Origin of the sequence: Hymenobacter swuensis DY53, from assembly GCF_000576555.1 — a bacterium.
Taxonomy (GTDB): Bacteria; Bacteroidota; Bacteroidia; order Cytophagales; family Hymenobacteraceae; genus Hymenobacter; species Hymenobacter swuensis.
Genome location: NZ_CP007145.1, coordinates 3,010,170 through 3,034,086 on the forward strand (window position 1 = coordinate 3,010,170; position 23,917 = coordinate 3,034,086).

The following is a 23,917-nucleotide window of genomic DNA, read 5'->3' on the forward strand; positions in this document are numbered from 1 at the left end:
GGATGACAGATGATTCACTCAATCATCCCCTTCCCATGAACCCATTAGTTGCCATTCATAGCTTCGGCCAGAGCATCTGGCTCGATTACATTCGCCGCAATATCCTGCAGAACGGCGAGCTGCAGCGCCTGCTTGATGAGGACGGCGTGCGGGGCGTGACGTCCAACCCGGCCATTTTCGAAAAAGCCATTGCCGGCTCCGATGATTATGCCGATGATGTCCGCCGCTTTGCCCAGGAGGGCTTGTCGGCCGAGGAGATTTACGCCCGACTGGCCGTGGCCGATGTGCAGGCTGCCTGTGACCTGCTCCGCCCACTCTACGACCACCCCGAAAACGGCGGCGACGGGTACGTGAGCTTAGAAGTTTCACCCAACCTGATTCACGACACCGAGGGTACGGTGGCCGAGGGCCTGCATTTCTGGAAAGAAGTAAACCGCCCGAACGTGATGATCAAAGTACCCGCCACCCGAGCCGGGCTGCCAGCTATTCGCCAGCTGATTGCGGCCGGCGTGAACGTAAACGTAACGCTGATTTTCAGCGTGGAGCGCTACCGTTTGGTGGCCGAAGCCTACCTGGCCGGCCTGGAAGACCGGGTGCGGGCCGGTGGCTCGGTGCAGCGGCTGGATTCAGTAGCCAGCTTCTTCCTCTCGCGCATTGATGTGCTCCTTGATCCGCAGCTGGAACAACTGGCGGCCGCCAGCGGTGTACAGGGCCCGCTGGCCGAAAGTCTGGTGGGGCAGGTGGCCATTGCCAGTGCTAAGCAGGCCTACACGGTGTACCAGGAGCTGTTTGCCGGACCGCGCTGGGCGGCCTTGCAGGCGCAGGGCGCACAGCCGCAACGGCTGCTCTGGGCCAGCACCGGCAACAAGAACCCCAAGTACGACAACCTCAAGTACGTGGAGGCGCTTATTGGCCCGAACACGGTGAACACCATCCCGGTGGAAACCCTGGATTTGTACCGCACCGGCGGTCAGCCCGGCAACCGCCTCGCCGATGCGGTGACCGTGGACGTGCTGGGCAGTCTGCCTCAACTCGGCCTCGACCTGGAAGCCCTGACCGACCAACTGGAGCAGGAAGGCGAGCAGAAATTCACCGAGCCTTTCGGCAAGCTGCTGGCGGTGCTGGAACAGAAACGACAGGAAGCCCTGGCCGAAAGTCCGGCTGCTTCCAACTAGCCCGAAACCCCGGCGGGGAGCCAGCAGCTGGCTCCCCGCTTTTTTTACCTCCTACCTTTACGCCGTCGGCCACTGCTGGCCCGACGGCTTATTTCTGCCTGCATGAAAGCATTTATTTTCGACCTCAACGGCACCATGATTCACGACATGGACTACCATACCCAGGCCTGGCAGCAGCTGCTGAACGAGGACCTGGGCGGGCAGTTCACCCGCGAGCAGGTGAAGCACCAGATGTACGGTAAAAACCAGGAAGTACTGGTGCGCATGTTCGGCCCCGACCGGTTCACGGAAGAGGAAATGACGCGTCTGGCCGTGGAAAAAGAGAAGCGCTACCAGGAGACGTACCGCCCGCACCTGCGGCTGCTGCCGGGGCTGCCGGAGTTTCTGGCGCGGGCCCACCAGCAGGGCATCCCGATGGCCATCGGCTCGGCGGCCATTCCGTTCAACATTGATTTCGTGCTCGATACGCTGAATATCCGGCACTATTTCGCGGCCATCGTTTCGGCCGACGACGTGACCATCAGCAAGCCCCACCCCGAAACCTTCCTGAAAGCCGCCTCCCAGCTCGGCGTGGCCCCCGCCGACTGCCTCGTGTTTGAGGACGTACCCAAAGGAGCCGAGGCCGCCCTCAACGCCGGCATGCGGGCCGTTATCCTCACCACCACCCACGAGCCGGCGGAATTCGCTCACATGCCCAACGTCCTCCACTTCTCCCCCGATTACACCGACGCGTTTGTGCGGGGTTTGGTGTAGCAACGGATAGTAGCGCGAAAAGAAAGAACGTCATGTTGAGCTTGCCGAAGCATCTCTACCTCTGGCTAACTTCTGTGGTTACCATTGCGGTAGAGATGCTTCGGCAAGCTCAGCATGACGTTCTTTTTTGTCTCTCGACTTCCTGTGTAAGCTACTACTTCCCTACCGTCGCCTCTTTGGGCTGGCGGGAAATCAACTCTATATCAGTGAGCTGTTGGGGAAACCAGACGGTCATTTCGCCCTTGCCGCGGTTAGCCCAGGCGTAGTAGGGAATGGCCGTGAGGGTCTGGCGGGTGGTGCTGATGCTGGTGTTGGCGGCGTCCAGCTGCACGGCGGGCACGGTGGCCTGCAGTTGCATGATGCCATTGAGCAGCTCGGGCTGGTAGCGGGTGGTGAACGTGGTGGCGGCGGGCACGATGAGGTTGCCGGCGCGGCCGTTGTTGTCGGTCCACTCGGCGCAGTACACGATGGGGCCGCGCTGCAGGGCCACTTTGCCCAGGTCGTCCTGCACGTGGGGGTTGGCCACCACCTGGCGCACTTCCATGGGCAGCTTCACTTCCACCACGTCGTTTTTGCGCCACTTGCGGGCCAGCACCGCGTAGCCGCTGCGGGTGGTGTAGGCCGTGGGCTTGCCGTTGATGGTGATGCTGATTTTCTCAGCTGAAGGCGTGGCGAAGCGGTACAAATCGGAAGGCATGGCCTCGTTGCGGGCCCAGCCGGGCAGGCGCACCAGCAGGTTGAAATCGGTAGCGGCGGCGGGACTGAGGGTAAACTTCAGGTCGCCCTGCCAGGGGTAGTTATTTTGCTGCACGATGCGCACGAGCTGGCTGTTCACCTTCAAATCGGTGGTGCCGCTGATAAACAGGTTGGCGTATACGTCGCGGCCGTTCTGGGCGTACACGTAGCCGGGCAGGGAGGGCATGAGGCGGGCCAGGTTGGTGGGGCAGCAGGAGCAGTCGAACCAGCCGGCGCGCTGGGGCTCGGTCTGGGGGAAGCTGGCGCTGTTGCGGACCTGCATGGCGTTGCTGTAGAAGAACGACTTACCATCCAGCCCCACTCCCGAAATCAGGCCGTTGTAGAGCACTTTCTCCAGAATGTCCACGTATTTGGCCTCGCCGTGGAGCTGGAACATGCGCTGGTTCCAGTACACGTTGGCCACCGAGGCGCAGGTTTCGTTGTAGGCCGTGGTGTTGGGCAGCTCGTAGTTGCCCCCGAACCTTTCGCCCCCGGGCACCGCGCCGGTACCGCCCGTCACGTAGAGCTTGCGGGTCACCATGTTCTGCCAGATGCTGTCCACGGCGGCAAGCAGCCGTTTGTCGCCGGTAAGGGCGGCTACATCGGCCATGGCCGAGTACAGGTATTCGGCGCGCACGGCGTGACCCTCGGCCTCCTGCTGGTCGATGACAGGCTTGTGGTCCTGCCAGTAAGAGCCGTTGCGCCAGGCATCGGGGCTCTTGGGGTCGTAGCCCTTGTACTGGCCGCGCTGGTCGAGAAAGAACTTAGCGGTGCTCAGGTATTCGGGTTTGCCGGTTACGCGGTAGAGCTTCACCAGGCCCATTTCCACGATTTCGTGGCCCGGGGCCACGGCCCGCTTACCCGGGCCGAAAGTGGCACACACCAGATCAGCGTTTTTCAGGGCAATGTTGAGCAGGTTTTTCTTGCCGGTAGCCTCATAGTGCGCTGCGGCCGCCTCGTACAGGTGGCCCGCGTTATACAGCTCGTGGCTTAGCTCCCGCTCCTTCACCCACCGCTCCGGCCCGGCCCACTCGTGGGGGTGGGCCGGATCAATCGTGCGGGCCGTGTACAGGTAGCCGTCGGGCTCCTGGGCAGCGGCCACTTTCTTGATCAGCAGGCCCATATACTCGTCCAGCTTTTCATCGGGATACAGCTTGAGCGAGTACGAAGCGCCTTCGATGGTCTTGTAGATGTCGGTATCATCGAAGGGGAAGATGGTGGCAAACTTACCCTGGCGGGCGGCAGCCATTTCGAAGTTCTTGACCCGGTTCGTGGCCTCGCAGCGCTGAAACGAGGCCGGGATGGTGACGTCGGTGTTGGTCTTGAGCCGGGGCAGCCAGAAGCTGTCGGCCAGCTTCACTTTCGTAAAGGAAACCGCCTGAATCGGGTAGTCGGAGTGCTTAACGGTTTGCGCGGCAGCCGGAGTGCTAAGCAGGCCGAGCAGCGTCAGGGAAGGAAAAATGCGGTTCATACAACAGAGGAAAATCAGGAACGATATAGTGACGCAACACTCTGCGTCTCGCCGCTGAGCAATGACGCCTGACTAACACCTTTCACACAACCTCAGCGGGCTGCGAGCTGCTAAGGCGCATTACTTTCGGGCAGTTGAAATGCGGTACAGCCGGGCTCCATGCCGGCGCACGTAGGGTGCAAACTCCCCCGCCACGCCGCTGGTGGTTTGACCAGTCCACAGGTCGCGCACGGTGCAGGGGCCGCGCAGGCCCAGCTGCGCCAGCGTCACCGGAATCCGCACTGAGTCGGCGGGCATGGGGCGGAACGGGTTTTGGGTGAACACCAGAAACTGCAGCGTGCCGCCGGTATTCTGAGCGGCTCCGGCGGCATCCAGCCCGGCCGTGGCCCGGAAGCGGGTGAAGCCAGCAGGCAGCGCGTAGGTAATCATGGAGTTGGAATGGGTGCCGATACCGTCGTCGGAGCGCTGCCCTCCTACCTGCAAGTCTGCCCCCGATACGCTTTTACCAGCCGTAACCTGGCCCCAGCCGGCCGTGGCCGTTTTCCAGGGCAGGGTACTCAGCGGCACGGTTTGGGTGCCGTTGCTGAGCGTGGGGCGAAGCCAGTCGGCGTGGTCCCAGGCAATGTCGTCGCCCCCGTCGCGCACGTTGAGGTAGAGCGTGGTGGCCCCGCTAATATCCACATCTACGGGCTGACTCTGGCCGGGCGTCTGGCGGGTGATGATAGAGCTGGCCCAGGCGGCTTCACTGGCGGGGGCCAGCTCCTGGTCCTGGGCGTTGAACAGGGCCAGGAACTTGTCGCCGGTGGCGGGGTCGTCGGCGGTCCAGGCAATCAGGTTATGCTCGCGGAACAGCTGGCGGTTGTGGGTGCTGCGCTGGTTCACGGCCAGCACGTCCTTGTTGGTGAGCAGACTCAGGGTAAACGCGTCGTTGCTGGGCAGGTCGCCGCCGAACATGAGCGGGGAGCGGAAGATGCTCCACAGGCTCATGAGGGTGTACTGCTCGTCGCGGGTGAAGCGGGTCATCCGGTCGTCGCCCCGCTCAGCCCGGATGCCCAGGCGACCCAGCGGCAGCATATCGGCATCCGGAAACGCCCCCACCCCAATGTATGGGGCCCAGCGGTTGCACACCTCGAAATGCTCCTTGAGCTGCTCCCAGGAGTCCCAGAAGTCGCCCACGGTGCGCCACATGTTGGCGTGGGCCGCTACGTGCCGGGCCTCGGCAACAGGCGTTTCGCCAGGCGAGGTGCTGAGCACAATGCGGCGGCCCGAGCGGTCAATGGCCCGCCGAATCATCTCCACTTCCGGCTTGTGGTAGGGTGAAGAAAGGTCATCGACCTTCACAAAATCGACGCCCCAGCTGGCGTAGAGCTGGAACAGGGAGTTGTAGTACTCCTGGGCCCCCGGCCGGCCGGCTACCACCGTGTACATGTCGCGCAGCCAGCCAGCCTGCCCTTCTTTGGAGTAGATATCGGCGGCCGTGGCCTTACTGCCGAGGATGGGCAGCCGGCGCTGCACCGCTACCACCGGCACCCCGCGCATGATGTGAATGCCAAACTTCAGGCCCCGGACGTGCAGGTAATCAGCCAGCGGCTTGAAGCCCTGGCCGCCGGCCGCCGAGGGAAACCGGTTGGGCGCGGGCACGAAGCGGCCGTACGCATCAATGTTCCAGGCGGGGTCCTTCTCGTTGTAGCCGTGGGCCGTGTCGTTGCCCACGTACCAGCGGATATCTACCACTACGTACTCCCAGCCGCTGCTTTTCAGGTTACGGGCCATATAGTCGGCGTTGGCTTTCACCTCGGCTTCGGTTACGGTGGGGCCGTAACAGTCCCAGCTGTTCCAGCCCATGGGCGGCGTGGCAGCCCACTGGTGGAAATCAGGTTTAGACGCGGCTTGCTGGGCGGCCACGGGCAGGACTGCGGCCGCCGCCGCTACCACAAACCCGGTCAGGAAGCGCGCAAAGGGATTCTGGATCATAGGAATAAGTTCCAGGGTGCTGGGCAGCGCGCGGGCCGCCGTTGGGGTCCGCGCGCCGCCCAGCAGTAAGGTCAGATAGTGGTCAGTCTCAATGCACCACCACTTTCTGGGTGGTAGTACCCTGCGCGCCGCTGACCTGCAGCAGGTACAGGCCGGCCGGCACGTCGGCCTTCACCGGCACCGTACCCTGGCCCGCGCTGCGGCGGATGAACACCGGCCGGCCCTGCATATCGGTCAGGGTTACCGTCACCGGGCCGGCTGCCAGCCCGGCGTCGAGCGACACCGTGAAGCGGCCCCGCTCACTCGGGTTAGGGTACACGCTGGACTGCGCGGCCGGAGCCGAAGCCGCCGACGCCAGCACACGGGCGGCCGGAGCGGGCGCAATGGCCCATTTCTGGCAGTTGTTGCCGAGGTAATCATACAGGGCGAGCTGCACGCCGGCGGTGGCGGAACAGGCCGGCACTTCTACTACGCGGTTGCCGTTCACCGAGGCCAGCACGTAGGTGCCGCCACTGGCTCGCTCAATCTTAAAGCGCTGATTGGCCGCCCCGCTGTAGGGGTACAGGTTGAGCCCGGCCCCGTTGTTGGGGCTGTTGTTCACCACATCGGCGGCCAGCCCGGCCCCTACCGTAGAGGTGATTTTGTACTCGCCGTTGCCCACGGGCGTGAGGTTCCACTGCTGGCAGTTGAGGCCGGCGGGGGTGCCCTGGGCAATGATCTGGCCCTGAGCCCCGGTGCAGCCCCAGGCATCCCACACTTTGCCGGTGCTCTGGTTGGTGAGGGTGTAGCGGCCGGCGGCCACCCAGTCGCGGGTGATGAAGGGCCAGGCGGCGGCGTCCCAGCCCATGTTGCCCACGCTCAGGCGGGCCCGGCCGTTCTGGCTGCTATCGTAGTAGTGGTGGGTGAGGTAGTTGGCCCCGCCCTCCTGGAACAGGCCCACGTGGCCCGGCCCCACATAGTTGCCGCTGGTGGCAATGAGGGTGGTGCCGCCATTCCTGTTCAGGTCCACGCCGTTCTTGTCCAGGTACGGCCCGGTGATGCTGGTGGAGCGGCCCACCTGAATGTAGTAGGTGCTGTTGGCGCCCTGGCAGCAGGCGCCTTTGTTGATGAACAGATAGTAGTAGCCGCCGTTGCGTACGATGTAGGGCGCCTCGCTCCCGCTGTTGTTGCGCGTCACGTTGTCGGCGGCCACGTTGCCGGCCAGCCAGTAGAAGCTGGTACCGGAGCGTTTGCCGGTGCTGCCATCCAGCTTAATCAGCCCGATGCCTTTGAAGAACGAGCCGTAGCTCATCCACAGCCCGCCGCTGGCATCGGCGGTAATGGCCGGGTCGATGGCGTTGATGGCGCTGCCGGAGCCGCTGGACACCACTTCACCCTGATCCACCCACTGGTAGTTGGGACTGGCCGGGTCCAGCGTGACGTTGGTAGCCAGCCCAATGGTAGAAGTGTTGGAGCCGAAGGTCGAAACCGAGTAGTATAGGTAGAACTTGCCGTTGCGGTACACGCACTCTGGGGCCCAGAAGTCGCCAGAAAAGCCGGGCACTTTGCTCTTGATCCAACTGGGGTATTGGGTGCTGGTGAATACCGGCCGGCTACCCGACTGCCACGTCACCAGATCAGTGGAGTACATGCCGTAAATACCGGTACCGGTAGTGAAAATCCAGTACTTGCTGCCGTCCTTCACAATGCTGGAAGGGTCGTGGCAGTTGTCGTTGCCCTGCAACGCGCGGGCCGGCAGGCTAAGTCCCGTCAGCAGCCCCAGCAGCAAGGCCAGTAGGCGCAGCGCGTGGGGTCGGCGGGCCCGCGTGGAGGCCGGGGCGGCGGTAGTAGAAGTGGTTTTCATGGTTGTGGGAATTGGGTTGGAGGAACACAAGAGCGAGTATTGCGGAAAGCCAAACGGAGGCGCGAATCCGATTCACGCCCCCGTTTTGGTGGAACTGGCCGGACCCCGAAGGTGGCCGGCGGTAAGCTGGTTTTCAACAGCTCGGAAAGAAGGACCAACGGCTCAAAAGCCGCCGCAGGCTACCAGAACTTCACGTAAAGGGCCGTGAGCAGCAGCATCGTCACCACAATCAGCGACATGGTTTGGGTGCTCACGCGGAACATGCCGGGGTTGAGTTGAATGGCGCGGGGGTTCACTACCGGGCCGGCCAGGCTCACGCCCACCATCAGCACCATGGTAATGGCAAACGACCAGCCCATGCAGATCAGGAAGGGAATTTCGTACACGCCCTGCCCGTTCGGGAAGGCCGTGTAGAGGATGGTTTCGGGGCCCAGCACCGCCGGAGCGTAGTTGTTGAAGAACACCGACAGCGCAAAGCCAGCCAGAATACCCACGATACCGGCCGTGGCGGTGGTGCGCTTCCAGAACATCCCCAGCAGGAACACGGCCAGAATACCGGGCGAGATAAAACCGGTGTACTTCTGAATAAACTGGAAGCCACCCTCCCCGCCAATGCCCAGCAGGTCTTTCCACGTCATGGCCACGCTCAGTACCACGGCCGCCAGAATGGTCAGCCGGCCTACCCACACCTGCTTCTGCTCGGTGGCGTCCTGGTTCAGGTAGCGCTTGTAGATGTCGAGGGTGAAGATGGTAGAAATGGAGTTCACCTTGCCCGCCAGGGAGGCGACGATGGCCGCCGTGAGGGCCGCCATGCTCAGGCCCTTCAGGCCGTTGGGCAGAAAGGTAAGAATGGCCGAATAGGCGTTATCGGAGTTGAAGGCGCCGGTGGAGGCCATTTCGGCCTGCAACGAGCCGTTCTGGTAGAGCACGTAGGCCGCAATGCCGGGCAGCATCACAATCACCGGCATCATCAGCTTCAAAATGCCGGCAAACAGGATACCGGTGCGGGCCGTGTGCAAATCGGCCCCGAGGGCGCGCTGGGTGATGTACTGGTTGCAGCCCCAGTAGTTCAGGTTCACAATCCACTGGCCGGCGAAGTACATGGCAATGCCGGGCAGGGCCAGGTATTTGTCGATTTCCACCTGCGGGGTGGCCGCCGTGGGCTTGTCGAAAATCATTTTGAAGTGGTCGGGGGCCTTTTCCATGAGGGCGTTGAAGCCGGAGAAAGCGCCGCCGCCCAGGCCAAACTTGGTGCTCACCAACGAAAGGGCAATGTAGGTGGTCACCAGACCGCCCACCACCAGCACCACCACCTGCACCACATCGGTGTAGCCGACTACCTTCATGCCGCCCAAGGAAATCAGCAGGGAGAACAGAGCCAGCAGCACGATGATGACGTGGAAACTGTCGCCGCCCACCAGGTTGCTCAGGGCCAGCGCCCCGAGGTAGAGAATGGAGGTGAGGTTGACCAGCACGTACAGGAACAGCCAGAAAATGCTCATAATCAGGCTGAGCGTGGAGTTGTAGCGCTGCTCCAGAAACTGTGGCATCGTGAAGATTTTGTTCTTCAAATACACCGGCATAAAGAACACCGCCACGATAATGAGCACCACGGCCGCCACCCACTCGTAGGCCGCCACCGCCACGCCCACCTTAAACCCGCTCCCGCTCATGCCAATAAACTGTTCGGCCGAGATGTTGGAGGCAATCATACTCGCCCCGATGGCCCACCACGTGAGCGAGCCCTCGGCCAGAAAGTAGTCTTTGGTGCTTTGCTCGGCTTTCTGCTTGCTTTTATAGATGTAGAACCCGTAGGCCGAAACCCCGATCAGGTACACGAAAAAGACAATCAGATCAAGCGTAGTCAGGTTATTACGCATGGGAAATGGTGGGAAGGCGGGCTGTTGTAGTGGTGGGAATGGGGAATATTCTGGTGGCTCCAGCCCGTCATGCTGAGCGAAGGCGGAGCCGAAGTCGAAGCATGACGGGCTGATGTTGTTGGCAAACGAACGTCATGCTGAGCATGTGGCGACTTGAGCCAGGTTGCGGAGCCGCAACCCAAGCATCTCTACTGCTTTGTTCGGACGATTCACTAGCCCAGGGTTTAAACCCTGGGCTATGGAGCAGTTACGGCGGTTTACTATTGCAACATCAGCACGCGAGGTGCTTCGCCTCCGCTCAGCATGACGTGCTGGTTGTGACGTTCTATTCGGCGTAGCGGCTTACCGCTGGCTGAAGGCCACATCGTTGTAGCGCAGTTCGTTTTTGAAGGTGCGCAGCTTGGTTTCGTCGTCGATGATGAGGTACTCGATGCCGGCCATTTCGGCGAAGTCTTCGAGGTATTCGGCCGTGAGGTTCTGGCTGTAGCCGGTGTGGTGGGCCCCGCCAGCGTGGATCCAGGCGGCCACGCCGGTTTTCAGGTCGGGCTTCACCTTCCAGAGCACGCGGGCCACGGGCAGCTTGGGCAACTCCTGCTCGGGTGTTACGGCTTCCACCTCATTCACAATCAGCCGGAACCGATGGCCCAGATCCACGATGGTGGCGTTGAGCGCGGGGCCGGCGGGGCAGTTGAACACCAGGCGGGCCGGGTCGGCCTTACCGCCAATGCCCAAAGGGTGCACCTGCACTTTCACCTTACCCTCTGAAATGGTAGGGCAGATTTCCAGCATGTGGGAGCCGAGCACCAGCTCGTTGCCAGGCTGGAAGTGGTAAGTGTAGTCCTCCATGAAGGAGTTGCCGCCGGGCAGGCCCGCGCCCATCACCTTCATGGCACGCACCAGGGCCGACGTTTTCCAGTCGCCTTCCCCCCCAAAGCCGTAGCCCTCGGCCATCAGGCGCTGAGTGGCAATGCCGGGCAGCTGCACCATACCGTGCAAATCCTCGAAGGTATCAGTAAAGCCAATGGCCTTTTTTTCCTGCAGAAACTTGCGCATGCCGGCCTCAATACGGGCCGCGTCGCACAGGCCTTCGCGCTGGCTGCCGCCGTCTTGCAGCGAGTCGCCCAGCTCGTATTCCTGTTCATAGGTGGCCAGCAGCTCGTTTACCTGCTCCTCGGTCACCTCGTTAATCACGGCCACCAAATCGCCAATGCCGTAGGTGTTCACCTCGTAGCCAAATTTCAATTCGGCCTCCACCTTGTCGCCTTCCGTCACGGCCACGTAGCGCATGTTGTCGCCGAAGCGGACGATGCGGCCACCCTGCCAGTCGGCCCAGGCGCAGGCCGCGCGGGCCCATATGCTGAGGCGCTCCTGCGCGTCGGCGCTCTGCCAGTGGCCCACCACCACCTTGCGCTTCACCCGCATCCGCGACGTGATGAAGCCAAACTCCCGGTCGCCGTGCGCCGATTGGTTGGTGTTCATGAAGTCCATGTCGATGTCCTGCCACGGAATGTCGCGGTTGAACTGGGTGTGCAGGTGGGCCATGGGTTTCTGCAGAATCTTCAGGCCATTGATCCACATTTTGGCCGGCGAGAAGGTGTGCATCCAGGCAATCAGCCCCACGCAATTTGGGGTAGTGTTGGCTTCCTGAATCAGCTTGTATATCTCGGCCGGCCCCGTCAGCACGGGCTTGTACACGACTTTAATGGGCAACGCCGAGCCGAGGGCTTCGGCAATCTGCTGGGAATGGCGGGCTACTTCCTCCAGGGTTTCGGGGCCGTAGAGGTGCTGGCTGCCGGTGATAAACCAGGCTTCGTAGTGGGAGATGTCTAGCATGGGTGAAAGGGGCCGGTTTCAGCTAACACAAACGATAATGTTTTGCAGTGCAGCAGTCCGACGGGGTGGTAAGCGTTGAAGGATGTTTTCGGGAAAGAAGTGGCGCAGCAGCCCGTTGCAGCGGGCCGCCGCGGCCGGTATTAGCTCTGGCCGTAGTAGGAATGCACGCCGTGTTTACGCTCGTAGTGCTTCTGAATCAGGGCTTCTTTCAGGCGGGGCACGTCGGGGCGTAAGGTGCAGCTGAGGTAGGCCATGCGGGCTACTTCTTCCAGCACGGCGCTGTGGTACACGGCTTTTTCCACGGTTTTGCCCCAAGTGAAGGGCGCGTGGTTGCTGAGCAGCACCATTTCCACCTCCTCCGGCGAGAGGCTGCGCCGCTGAAACTCGTTGATGATCTGCCAGCCGGTCTGGTGCTCGTAGTCGCCGGCAATCATCTGGTCGTCCATGGGCGGGGCACAGGGAATGTCCACCGTGAGGTGGTCGGCATGGGTGGTGCCCAGAATCGGAATATCCCGCTGGGCCTGGGCCCAGGCCGTGGCGTAGGTGCTGTGCGTGTGCACAATACCCCCGATATGCTCCCAGTGGCTGTAGAGTACGGCGTGGGTTTTGGTATCCGAGGAAGGCCGCTTGCTGCCTTCTACCACGTTGTTGGCGAAGTCGAGCACCACAATATCCTCGGCCTTGAGGGTAGCGTAAGGCACGCCGCTGGGCTTGATGGCAAACACCCGCCGCTCCCGGTCCACTACGCTGGCGTTGCCGAAAGTGAAGAGCACCAACCCTAATGCCGGCAGCTGCATGTTGGCCTCGTAGCAGGCCTGCTTCAGTTCCTGGTACTGGCTCATGCGTGCTGCTGCTGAAGGGCGGATTCCTCAATTTCCGGCGCCATGGGTGGGGTAGCCTCCTCCACAAACTGCCCAAACGTCTGGTACTGCTCGTAGCGGCGCTGGTAGTCGGCCACGCGGGCCGGGTTGGGCGAGTAGGTTTCGGCAAAGCCGTTGCCCATAGCCTTCTGGGCCGACACCACATCGGGGTGAATACCGGCGGCCACGGCCGCGTACATGGCCGCGCCCAAAGCCGGTGCCTGGTCCGATTCGGCTACTTTGATGGGGCGGTTGAGCACGTCGGCCAGGGTCTGCATCAGGAAGCCCGATTTTTTGGCCACGCCGCCCAGCCCGATTACCTGCTTGATGGGAATGCCCTCCTGCTCGAAGCGCTCCACAATCTGGCGGGAGCCGTAGCAGATGGATTCCACCAAGGCCCGGAAAATCTGCGGGGCATCGGTGCCCATCGTGAGGTTCATGAGGGCACCTTTCAGCGCCTGGTTGGCATCGGGGGTGCGGCGGCCGTTCACCCAGTCCAGGGCCAGCACCTGCGAGTCGTCAGGGTGTACGGCGGCGGCGGCGCGGTTCAGCTCGGCCATCATCCTGTCGCTCAGCTCCTCGCGCAACGCCTGCTGCTGCTCCGCAGTCAGCACTGCCGACTGCGGCAGCAACGTGCGCAACGGCCACTCCAGCACGCCCCGGAACCAGGCCAGCAGGTCGCCCACGGCCGACTGACCGGCTTCCAGGCCCAGCATGCCGGGAATTACGGAGCCATCTACCTGCCCGCAAATGCCGGGCACCAGCTTCCCTCCTACTTCGTGCATGGGGGCCACCACAATGTCGCAGGTGCTGGTGCCCATTACTTTCACCATCGAGTAGGCCTCGATTTCGCCCGCCACTGCGCCGGCGTGGGCATCGAAGGAGCCCACGGCCACTACGGTATTGGTGGTCAGACCCAAGCGCCGGGCCCATTCCTCGGAGAGGTGGCCGGCTACTTCGTCGGCGGTGTAGGTTTGCTCGAACAGCCGCTCGCGCAGGCCGCCCAGCCGGGGTTCCAGCAGGGTCAGGAACTCCTCGGAGGGCAGGCCGCCCCAGCTCTCGTGCCACATGGCTTTGTGGCCGGCGGCGCAACGGCTGCGCTTAAAGGTTTTCAGCTCGCCGCCGGTGAGCAGCAGCGTCAGCCAGTCGCAGTGCTCCATCCAGGAGTAGGCGGCTTTGGCCACGGCCTCATCCTCGCGCACCACGTGGGCAATCTTGGCCCAGAACCACTCCGAGGAGTAGATGCCGCCCTCAAACTGCGTGAAGTCTTCGCCGCCCCAGGTTTTGGCTAGGTGGTTGATTTCGGCGGCTTCGGGCAGGGCCGTGTGGTCTTTCCAGAGCACGAACATGGCGTTCGGGTTTTCCTCGAAGCCAGGCTTGAGGGCCAGCGCCACACCCTGCTCGTCCACGGGGCCGGGCGTGGAGCCGGTAGTATCTACGGCCAGGCCCACAATCTGGGCGGCGGGCACGTGCTGCGCCACGCGGCGCACGGTAGCTTCCAGGCCCTCCATATGGTCGAGCGGGTGCTGGCGGAACTGGTTTTTGGTGGCGTTGCAATAGCGCTGCTCTTTCCAGCGGGCATAATTATGCACCGCCTGCGCTACTTCCTGGCCGGTCTGGGCATTCACCAGCACGGCCCGCACGGAGTCGGAGCCGTAGTCGATGCCTATAACGTATTTCATCAAGGGTGGATTTGAGAAGTTGTGAAGTTGTGAAATCGTGCTTCTGTGAAGCTGTGGGCCCTGGATACGGCTTTTCACAACTTCGCAAATTCACAACTTCACCTATTGGCGCACGCCAAACTTGTAGATGGTCGTGGATTGCAAGGTCTGGCCGGGCTTCAGAATGGTGCTCGGGAACTTAGGCTGGTTGGGCGAGTCGGGGAAGTGCTGGGTTTCCATGCAGAAGCCGGCGTGCTTGCCGTAGGTCTGGCCGTTGGCGCCTTTCAGGGTGCCATCGAGGAAGTTGCCGGTGTAGAACTGCAGGCCCGGCTCGGTGGTGGTTACCTCCATCGTGCGGCCCGTGGTGGGCTCGTACACGGTAGCTGCGGCGTGCAGACCGGTGGTTTGGCTCAGCAGCCAGTTGTGGTCGTAGCCGCCGGGCACCTGCGCAATTCGCTCGCCAATGGCGTGGGGTAAGGTAAAGTCGAAGGGCGTGCCCTTTACGGGGCGCAGCTCGCCGGTCGGAATCAGGCCGGCGTCCACTACGTTATAGCGGTCGGCGGCAATGGTCACTTCGTGGCCCAGCACGTCGGGGCCGCCGCTGAGGTTGAAGTAGGCGTGGTTGGTCAGGTTAACGGGCGTGGCCTTATCGGTGGTGGCGGAGTAGTCGATTTTCAGCGCGTCGTCGGCTGTAAGGGTGTACACCACCGTCACGGTGAGGTTGCCGGGGTAGCCTTCTTCCCCATCCTTGCTGAGGTAGGTGAGCTTCAGGGTCTGGCCCTCGGCGGAAGTGCCCGGCTCGGCCTGCCAAAGAACCTTATCAAACCCTTTTTTGCCGCCGTGCAGGGTGTTTTCGCCGTTGTTCTTGGCCAGGGTATATTCCTTGCCATCGAGCGTGAACCGGCCCTTGGCAATGCGGTTGCCGTAGCGCCCGATCAGGGCGCCGAAATACGGCCCCGACTTCAGAAACTCCGGGCTTTGGTAGCCGCTCACGCTGTTGAAGCCCAGCACCACTTCACCCGGCTTGCCGGCTTTATCGGGAACCAGCAGGCTGGTAATGGTGCCGCCGTAATTGGTAATGCTCACCTTCAGGCCGTGGGCATTAGTGAGGGTGTAGAGCTGTACCTCGGTACCGTCCTGGGTTTGGCCGAAGGAGGTTGTAGCTGGCGCAACGGCCGTAGTTGTCTGGATGGAATCAGGCATGGAAGTAGAAGTGCCGGTCGTCTGTTCTGTCGGCGTCGATTGGTTGCAGCTGCTCACTAGCAGTAAGCCGGCCAAACCAGCCGCGTGTCTGTGGGCCGCCAGGTATCGAAAGTAATTCGTCATGAACAGGATGGTGGGAGATGACAGGAAGAGCGAAAGTGTTTCGGCAACTGTTAAAATCACACGTCAGGCGAAGGAAACAGCAATGCTTATTACTGTGAGTAAGTCATCACAGGCAGCGTAAGCAGCCAGTTGTCACAGATGGTTACCTAATCGATGTGTAAAGTAAAAAAGGTTTCGGAAGATACACAATCGTTTGTGTAAAAACAGCAAAATAAAGGGACGGGGCACGCTTTGGAAAGCATGCCCCGTCCCTTTATACTTCCTACAATATGTTGATCTTCTGTGTAAACCAGCCGCTTTCCTGCTGCACCTGTACCAAGTACATCCCCGGCGGCAGCTTGGCAGCTACCTGCAGAGTAGTTTGCTGGCGGGCAAACTGCTGCTGGTGTACGCGCTGACCCCGCAAATCATATACCGTCACCTGCGTAACCTCCGCTTTTGCCTGTGCACCCAACTCCACAGTAAAGCCGGTACCCGTGACTGGCACCGGATATACGCTCACGCCCAGCAGAAATTTGCCGGCGGTTGTGGCCGTAGTCGTGGTGGGCGTAGCTAGCGTCCAGCGTTGGCAAGCGCAGCCATTGTAGTCCCACAGGGCCAGCTGCTGACCGGCTGTTGTGGAGGCAAACGGAACTTCTACCACCCGGTTGCCATTGGCGGAGGCAATAACCAGACTTCCATCGGCGGCCGGCTCCAGCCGGAACCGCTGACAGGCCAGGCCGTTGTAGGCAGACAGCTGCAGCTTGGCCCCGTTATCGGGGGAACAACCAGCTACATCGGCCGCCAGGCCACCCAACGCGCTCATGATTTTGTATTCTCCGTTGCCCAGAGCCGTTACGTCCCAGCGCTGGCAGTTGAGGCCGGCCGGAGCACCCTGCGCAATCATCTGGCCCGATACACCGGTGCAGCCCCAGGCATCCCAGATCAGGCCGCTGTTCTGGTTCTTAATTTCGTAGCGGCCCGAGGCCACCCAGTCGCGGCTTATTGTGGGCCAGCCAGTGGCTGTCCAGGTGAGTTTGGCAATACCGAGCTTAGGAGCACCGTTGTCCTCACCGTCATAGAAATGGTGCGAGAAGTAGCCGACGCCGTTTTCCTCAAAAATACCGGTATGCCCGGGTCCGATATAACGCCCCGCTGAGCTGAGTAGCACCGTACCGCCGTTCTGGTTCAGGTCTGCCCCGTTCTGGTCGAGAAACGGGCCGGTGGGTGAAGCAGCCCGGCCTACCTGCACCTGATAGGTGCTGTTGATGCCCTGGCAGCAGCTGCCCCGGTTAACGAACAGGTAATAGAAACTGCCGCGCTTGGTGAGGTAGGCGGCTTCCACGTTGCCATTGGCTACGGCGTATTGCTGCGTGCCGGTACCGTTGAGGGGCTTGCCGGTGGTGGGGTTCAGCGGCAGAATCCGGATGCCCCCGAAGAAGGAGCCGTACGAGAACCATACGTCGCCGTTGGGGTCCTTGAACACGGCCGGGTCGATGGCGTTGGCTTGGCTGCTGGCCGTGGACGACAGCACCTCGCCCTCGTCTACCCAGCGGTAGTTGGGACTGGTAGGGTCCAGCGTGACGTTGGTAGCCAGGCCCATAGCCGACACCTTGGACCCGAAGGTGGAACAGGAGTAATACAGGTAGTATTTCCCGTTCATGAAGATGCACTCCGGAGCCCAGAAATTGCCCTGAAAGCCGGGCACTCTGGTATTGATCCAGGCCGGGTAGGCATTGTTCACGAAGACGGCCCGCGGCCCCGGCGTCCAGTTCACCAGGTCGGTGGAGTACAGGCTGTAGATACCCTGGCCGGTGGCAAAAATCCAGTATTTATTGCCCTCCTTCACAATCGTGGAAGGGTCGTGTACGCCGGTCAGGCCTTGCAGGGCGTAGGCCCGGGGCAGCTGCGCGCCCAGCAGCAACAGCGCCAGCAGCAGCGCACGGATCATGCGCCTGGCGGGCGCGGCGAGTCGGAAAGTAAACGGTATAATCATCGGAGTGGGAAGTACGGATGAGGCTGATGCAGCAGGGCGGGGCGGCTATTCTCCGCCGGGCTTGCTCTGCGGCGTATTGATGGCGACGGGCACCCCGAAATTGGGCGTGCCGTCGGGGTTCCAGGTGAAGCGCTGCATGCGGGGGTTGCGCTTCTCCACGCAGCCTTCGTTGGGGTTGGAGTTGGCGTGGTACAGAATCCAGTCTTCCTGCCCGTCCTTGGAGCGAAAAAACGAGTTGTGGCCGGTGGCATAAGCCCGGTTAGCAGGGCTCTGCGAGAAAACCGGCGTGGCCGATTTCGTCCAGGAAGCCGGCAGCATGGGGTCGGCGGTGCTGCTGGCCGTGAGCATACCCAGCGCGTACTGGTCGGTGCCGCAGAAGCTGGCGGAGTACACCAGAAAGGTTTTGGTGCCGTGCTTCAGAATTTCCGGGCCCTCATTCACGTAGGGCGGCCCCACGTTTTCCCAGCTGTACTCGGGGTGCGAAAGCTCCACGCGCGGCCCCACCAGCGTCCAGGGGTTGCTCATCTCGGAGATGTACAGCCGCTGAATCCCGTCCAGACCGTTGTGGCCCGACCAGATGAAGTAGCGCCGGTTGTTCTGCTCCAGCACCGTACCATCAATAGCCCAGAAGTCGGCCGTAGGGCTGAACAGGCGGCCTTTGTCGGTCCAAGTGCCGGTGGTGGGGTCGGCGGCGGTATTTTCCAGTACCCAAGTGCGCTGCAGCCCCAGATTGGTGCCAGCCGGCCCGGCAGAGTAATAGATATACCATTTGCCGTCTAGGAAATACAGCTCCGGTGCCCACAGGTTACCGGAGGCCGGCCCGCCGGGTGGCGGCGTCCAGGCCACTACGCTGGAGGTCTGGCTCAGATCCGACATGCGGCTGGTTTTCCAGATGCGCAGGTTGGTGTTGGTGGTGTGCATGTAATAGTACACCCCATCTTTCTGGTACACCCACGGGTCGGGGCCGGAGGAGAGCAGCGGGTTCGTGAAACTGGTGCCCGCCGGCGGTGTTACCGGCGGCGGATTTCCACCGCCGGTAGTCGTTTCTTTCTTACAGCTTAGCAGGCTCAGCCCCAGCAGGAGCCCTGCCAGCACGCGGCTGCTTGGTCGTTGAATCCAGGCCATTACGTTCAGTTAATACGCTTACCGGTTGGTACTGCAACAGCCGCTCCGGGCCGAAGTCCGGAACGGCTGTTAGCAGCGGTTAGTAGCCTGGGTTCTGGCGAATGTTGGGGTCAATGTCAATATCGCGCTGCGGAATGGGCAACAGCTTGGATACGCCCAGCCGGAAGTTGGTAAAGTCCGAGTCGCGGGTTCTGAGCTCGTTTATGCCGGCTTGGTCGTCCATCAGGCCCCAGCGCAGAATATCAAACCAGCGCGTTCCTTCCCCCGACAGCTCCCGGGCGCGCTCCATCCGAATCATCTGGCGCAGCTGTGCCTGCGAGTATGTGCCCGTCAGCGGGGCCAGATTCACGGAAGTGCGGGTACGCACCTGGTTGATGAACGGCACAGCGGCACTCACCTGGTTTTGCTCCGTGAGGGCTTCGGCCTGCATCAGCAGCACATCGGCGTAGCGGATTACGCGGTGGTTGATACCGGAGGTGAAGTTTTCATCGGTGCGGGTACGGTCGTTGAGGTACTTGCGCCAGTACTGCTGCGAGGCGTTCCAGCCCCATTGCCCGAAGGTTTTGCCGTAGAACCGGTCCGGATTGCCCGAGTGGATGATGCTGATGTCGCGGCGGGGGTCAATCTGGTGGCGCGTGGTGCTGCCGGGGGCGAAGCTGACCGTGGAGTCGGTGTAGGCATCCAGCAGCCAGCGGCGGGGCTGCACATCGGCAAAGGTGGCGCCGGGAGGGCCGAAGAAGTTGGGCCGGTCGTGGCTTTCCGAAGCCGAGGCGTTGTCCTGACCCTGCCCTACTTCCAGCACCGAGCCGGTAAACTGCACTTCGAATACCGACTCTCGGTTATTCTCATTAGCATCCGTAAAGTTATCCAGGTAGTTAGGCACTAGGCTGTACTGGCCGGAGCTGATAATCTGGGTGAACAGCGCCGAGGCGTCGGCCCATTTGCGCTGCTGCATGTACACCTTCGCCAGCAATGCCTGCGCCGAGCCTTTGGTAGCGCGACCTTTCTCCGCATCGGGGTACGACAGTGGCAGGTCGGCAATGGCCGCCTGCAGGTCGGCAATCATCTGGGCTTCCACCTGCGCGGGGGTCGCCTGGCCCACCCGGGTGGTTACCACGGGCTCTTCTATAATCAGCGGAATATTGCCGAAGAAGTACACCAGATCAAAATACGACAAGGCCCGCACGAACTTGGCTTCAGCAATCAGACGGCGTTTCAGCGTTTCGTCCATCTGAATTGCCGGCACCCGGGTCGTTACCTGATTGGTGCGGAAGATGGTACGGTAGTAGTCGTTCCAGGCGAAGGACGAGATGAAGAAGTTGTTGTCCGGCGTTACGAAGCGCGTGAAGTTGGCCAGCTCCACAAACGGGCTCTGGCTGTACGACTCATCGGAGCGGTGAGCCATAAAGTGCCAGCTGCGGTAGTAGCAGGCAAATTGCTGCAGCCCCGAGTAGCAGGCGTACACCGACTTCACGGCGTCGTCCTCCGTTTTCCAGAACTGGGCCGTGGAGGGCGCATTCGGGTTGGTTTTGTCCAGCAGGTCTTTGTCGCAGCTGGTGGCTACCAGCAGGCCGCCGGCCATTAGCAGGGCAGTGAGTTTAGAAAGTTTCATGGGAATTCGAGGATGAGAGTGGGCAGGCAAAACCAGGCAGCCGTTAGAAATTCACTTGCAGGCCAGCCGTCAGGCTGCGCACGTTCGGGTAGGCGCTGTTATCCACGCCCCGGCTGTAAAAGCCCGTACCGGTAATTTCCGGATCGAAGCCGCTGTACTTGGTGAAGGTCACCAGATTGCGAGCCGTCAGGTATACGCGCACACTGCCCAGGCTCGGCACTTTGCTAATCACTCCCTGCGAGAAAGTGTAGCCCAGCTGGATGTTCTTGAGGCGCAGATAGTCGCCGTCTTCCAGCCAGCGCGTGGAGTTGAAGCGGGCATTGGAAGCCGCTGCCGTGGCCAGGTCGCCCAGGCCGCCACCCTGCAGCAGGCGCGGCGTGGTGGTTGAGGGATTATCAACCGACCACGGGGTTACGTCGGCGTTGTAATTGTTGGGGCCGTTGTAGCTCTCCAGGGCCACGCGAGCCGTGTTATACACCTTGTTGCCGGTAGCCGCCTGCCAGAACACCGACAGGTCGAAGCCTTTGTAGGCCGCATTCAGGTTCAGGCCCAGCTGCAGGTCCGGGATGGCGCTGCCCACGTATACCCGGTCTTTGTTGTCGATTACCCCGTCGCCGTTGGAGTCCTTATAGCGCACGTCGCCGGCCGTAGCATAGGGCTGAATGATGGTACCTGCTGCGTTTTTGTAGTTGTTTACTTCTTCCTTCGACTGGAAAATGCCGTCGAACGGAATCAGGTAGAACTCGCCCAGGCCCGTACCCAGCTCGGAGCGCGTGACGCCTTCCCCGCCCTCAAACGCCTGCCCCTTCACTGGCACTCGCGTTATCTTATTCTTGATGGTAGTCAGCGTGAAATCAGCCCCGTAGGTAAAGTCGCTTTTGGTGTCGTGGTAGCCCAGGGCCAGTTCCAGACCCCGGTTTTCCACCGTTCCTGCGTTCTGGTACAGCACATCGCCGAAGTGGCCCAGATAAGTAGGTACCTGCACCGGCGCCAGTACCTTCCGGGTTTCCGAAATGTAGTAGTCCACCGATAAAGACAATCGATTGTTTAACACGGCCAGATCAAGGCCGGCGTCTTTGGTGTAGCGTTCTTCCCATTGCAGATCAGGGCTGCTTAGGGCCAGCTGCGTCGAGCCGTTTACAATACGCTGGTCGGTGCCAATCACATAGTTCACGTTCTGGCCGATGATAGGCGTGGTCAGGTAGTTGCCGCCGTAGCTACCGGCCAGGGCGTCGTTGCCGTTGCCGCCGTAGCTTACCCGTAGCTTCAGGTTATTGATCTGCGGCACGTTCTCCTTCAGAAAATTCTCCTCACTCACACGCCAGCCCAGCGAAGCCGCGCCAAAGTTGCCCCAGCGGTTTTGCGGCGCGAAGCGCGAGGACCCATCCCGCCGGAAACTGGCCGACAGCAGGTAGCGGTTCTTGAAGTCGTAGGTGGCCTGAGAGAAGAAAGACTGCTTGGAGTTCTCCGTCGAAGTGCCCTGAATCACACCTTTCGTAGGGCCGGCACTCAGCTCGAAGTAGTACTGGGGCGAGTTGGTGAAGCCTTGGGTACCGGCCTGAATGTTGTGCTGCTTGTAGCGCTGCTCGGCATAGCCGCCCAGCACATTCACATGATGGTCCCCAAACGTCTTGTTGAAGTTCAGGGTGTTTTCAGCCAGCATGAACAGGTCCCAGCCCAGAAACTCATTGAGCGACGACGTGTTGATGCGCGTATTCTGCCGCAGAATCCCCAGTTTCTGGGCATCCGCGTTGCTGTACGTATGGCCATCGAGGGCCAGGTTGACGCGGTAGGTTAGGAAATCGAAGATGGACACGTCGGCGCTTACGTTGCCGGCCAAGCGGTTATCGGCCTGGGTACGGCGCAGCAGTTGCTGGGCCCCAATGGGGTTAGTAGCAAACGTATTGAGCGTGGGCGAGCCGGTACCGTAGCCGCCCTCATTGGCCGCGTCGTACACCGGAATACCGGGCAGCATCGTCAGCACATCAATGAAGGAGCCGCCGTTGAGCAACGTTACATCCAGGTGGGTGAACTGGGCGTTCTGCTGAAACTTCACCCGGCCGCGCGTCAGTCCCGAGTTGAGGCGCAGACTGTAGCGCTTAAAGTCCGGGCCCTTGGCAATACCTTCCTGGTGGAAATACTCACCCGAAATCAGGAAGTTGCTGGCGCTTTTGTCGCCGGTGCTCCCTCCCGAAAACGACAGGTTATAATCTTCCAGCGTGCCCGTTTGGAAAAACTCCTTCTGCCAATCCGTATCAATGTTGGGGTTGAAGGCTCCACCGGGGCCTTTCACCGCTCCGGCCAGACTATTCTGCCCGTTGTTGAGCGGGTCCAGTCCGGCGTTCTGGTAGGCTACCACGGCGCGGTCGGCCCATTCGCTGGCGTTGGTCAGGTTATACCGCTTGTATAGCTGATCCACGCCCCGGTAGCCATTAAAGCTGATGGTTGGCTTGCCGGCCTGGCCTTTTTTGGTAGTGATGAGCACCACCCCATTCGCGCCGCTGGAACCGTAAATAGCCGTGGAAGAAGCGTCTTTCAGCACCGTCAGGCTTTCGATATCATTCGGGTTCAGGTCACGGATGTTGAACGTCCAGAGTCCGTCAATCACATACAGCGGCGAACTGCCGGCCGCGCCCAGCGTACCGATACCCCGGATGTTTACCACGGGCGCATCGCCGGGGCCACCGGAGCCCTGCACCTGCACACCCGGCAGCCGGCCCTGCAGGGCCTGCGTGGTCGTGGCAACCGGCGCTTTCACGGCCTCCTTCACATCCAGACTGCTTACCGAACTGGTCACGTTCTGGCGGTCCTGCGTCAGGTAACCCACCACTACTACCTCCGACAGGGCCCGGTTATCTGGTACCAGAGAGACACTCAGGGAAGTGCGCCCATTTACAGCCACTTCTTGGGTAGTATAGCCGATAAACGAGAACAGCAGCGTAGCATTTTCAGGCACGGTGAGAGTATAACGCCCTTCCACATCGGTTTGGGTGCCCGTGGTGGTGCCTTTTACCAGCACGTTCACGCCGGGAATACCCTCACCTTTTTCATTCAGCACCTGGCCTGAAACGCTCAGATCGGGCCGGGCCATTTCCATGGATGCTTTTGCGGGCAGAGAGGCCACTCCGGCCCCGGCTAGCGCTGAGGGAAGCGGCAACGAGCAAAGCAGAACCGGAATGGTCATCCGGCGCATTTTGGGTACAGGCTTTTTCATGAGAAAAGGGGTGTGGGAATTACAGGAAAAATGAGCACAAACGATTGTGTTGAATGGGGTTCACAAACGATTGTGTAAAGGACCAAAAAAAAGAGGTTGCTGATTTATGCGTTTCAGAGTCCGAGGCAGCTTCTACCCAATGGGTACCGGGAGCTGAGACGTGCGGGAAACGGCTGGTAAGGTTGCTAAAATTAAGATTAATAACAAATCGATAACGTTTCAGATAGCCGGCTACACCTGGCTACACAAGGCTCGCACGTCAGCAGAAAACACGAACATACACCCTAAAACATACCACTACGCACCAAAACAGGGATTTTCAGCATAGCATGAGCGCATTCAACTAGCTAAATAATTTTCATTAGTGAGTAATCAATCTCCTTTCTAAAATACCCTCTTTCCCGCTCTGTCTATATGCTCCCTGCATCCTGAGCAAGCGGAGTAAGCAGTCGGCCCTAGCCGCTCAACCAGCTGGCTGAC

Annotated in this window: 14 protein-coding genes; 2 read left to right on the plus strand and 12 right to left on the minus strand. The window is 61.0% G+C overall.

Annotated elements, in window-relative coordinates; all coding sequences use genetic code 11:
* Positions 1–35 precede the first annotated feature (35 nt).
* The gene (tal, locus tag HSW_RS14320) at positions 36–1,175 is read left to right on the plus strand and encodes a transaldolase (protein ID WP_044002487.1); all 1,140 of its coding nucleotides are present in this window, start codon (positions 36–38) and stop codon (positions 1,173–1,175) included.
* Between the two features lie 102 nt (positions 1,176–1,277).
* The gene (locus HSW_RS14325) at positions 1,278–1,928 is read left to right on the plus strand and encodes an HAD family hydrolase (RefSeq protein ID WP_044002489.1); all 651 of its coding nucleotides are present in this window, start codon (positions 1,278–1,280) and stop codon (positions 1,926–1,928) included.
* Between the two features lie 154 nt (positions 1,929–2,082).
* Here HSW_RS14325 and HSW_RS14330 read toward each other — a convergent pair whose 3' ends face one another.
* From HSW_RS14330 to HSW_RS14385, 12 genes are all read right to left on the minus strand, one after another.
* Complete coding sequence (locus HSW_RS14330) at positions 2,083–4,134, minus strand: glycoside hydrolase family 127 protein (protein ID WP_044002490.1); 2,052 nt, start codon at positions 4,132–4,134, stop codon at positions 2,083–2,085.
* Positions 4,135–4,254: 120 nt separating this feature from the next.
* A complete protein-coding gene (locus HSW_RS23550; RefSeq protein ID WP_071883113.1) occupies positions 4,255–6,108 on the minus strand; it encodes an NPCBM/NEW2 domain-containing protein in 1,854 nt (617 codons plus the stop codon).
* 88 nt (positions 6,109–6,196) lie between these two features.
* A complete protein-coding gene (locus HSW_RS22930) occupies positions 6,197–7,951 on the minus strand; it encodes a family 43 glycosylhydrolase (protein ID WP_052346456.1) in 1,755 nt (584 codons plus the stop codon).
* A 179-nt stretch (positions 7,952–8,130) separates the two neighbouring features.
* Entirely contained in the window at positions 8,131–9,831 is a 1,701-nt protein-coding gene (locus tag HSW_RS14345) for a sodium:solute symporter family transporter (RefSeq protein ID WP_044002492.1), read from the minus strand.
* 342 nt (positions 9,832–10,173) lie between these two features.
* Complete coding sequence (araA, locus tag HSW_RS14350) at positions 10,174–11,664, minus strand: L-arabinose isomerase (protein ID WP_044002493.1); 1,491 nt, start codon at positions 11,662–11,664, stop codon at positions 10,174–10,176.
* A gap of 140 nt (positions 11,665–11,804) precedes the next feature.
* Positions 11,805–12,506: an L-ribulose-5-phosphate 4-epimerase gene (locus HSW_RS14355; protein WP_044002495.1), complete on the minus strand. Its 702-nt coding sequence runs from the start codon at positions 12,504–12,506 to the stop codon at positions 11,805–11,807.
* Entirely contained in the window at positions 12,503–14,206 is a 1,704-nt protein-coding gene (locus HSW_RS14360) for a ribulokinase (protein ID WP_052346457.1), read from the minus strand. The genes HSW_RS14355 and HSW_RS14360 overlap by 4 nt, the downstream gene beginning before the upstream one ends.
* A 102-nt stretch (positions 14,207–14,308) precedes the next feature.
* Positions 14,309–15,388: an aldose epimerase family protein gene (locus tag HSW_RS14365; protein ID WP_052346458.1), complete on the minus strand. Its 1,080-nt coding sequence runs from the start codon at positions 15,386–15,388 to the stop codon at positions 14,309–14,311.
* 385 nt (positions 15,389–15,773) lie between these two features.
* Positions 15,774–17,486 carry a family 43 glycosylhydrolase gene (locus HSW_RS22935; protein WP_155832988.1) on the minus strand — a complete coding sequence of 571 codons (1,713 nt, stop codon included), beginning with the start codon at positions 17,484–17,486 and terminating at the stop codon, positions 15,774–15,776.
* Positions 17,487–17,531: 45 nt separating this feature from the next.
* Positions 17,532–18,611, minus strand: coding sequence for a glycoside hydrolase family 43 protein (locus tag HSW_RS14375; protein WP_052346460.1), 1,080 nt, complete (start codon positions 18,609–18,611; stop codon positions 17,532–17,534).
* A gap of 79 nt (positions 18,612–18,690) precedes the next feature.
* Entirely contained in the window at positions 18,691–20,223 is a 1,533-nt protein-coding gene (locus HSW_RS14380) for a RagB/SusD family nutrient uptake outer membrane protein (RefSeq protein ID WP_052346461.1), read from the minus strand.
* A 43-nt stretch (positions 20,224–20,266) separates the two neighbouring features.
* A complete protein-coding gene (locus HSW_RS14385; protein WP_081768417.1) occupies positions 20,267–23,437 on the minus strand; it encodes a SusC/RagA family TonB-linked outer membrane protein in 3,171 nt (1,056 codons plus the stop codon).
* Positions 23,438–23,917: the final 480 nt, after the last annotated feature.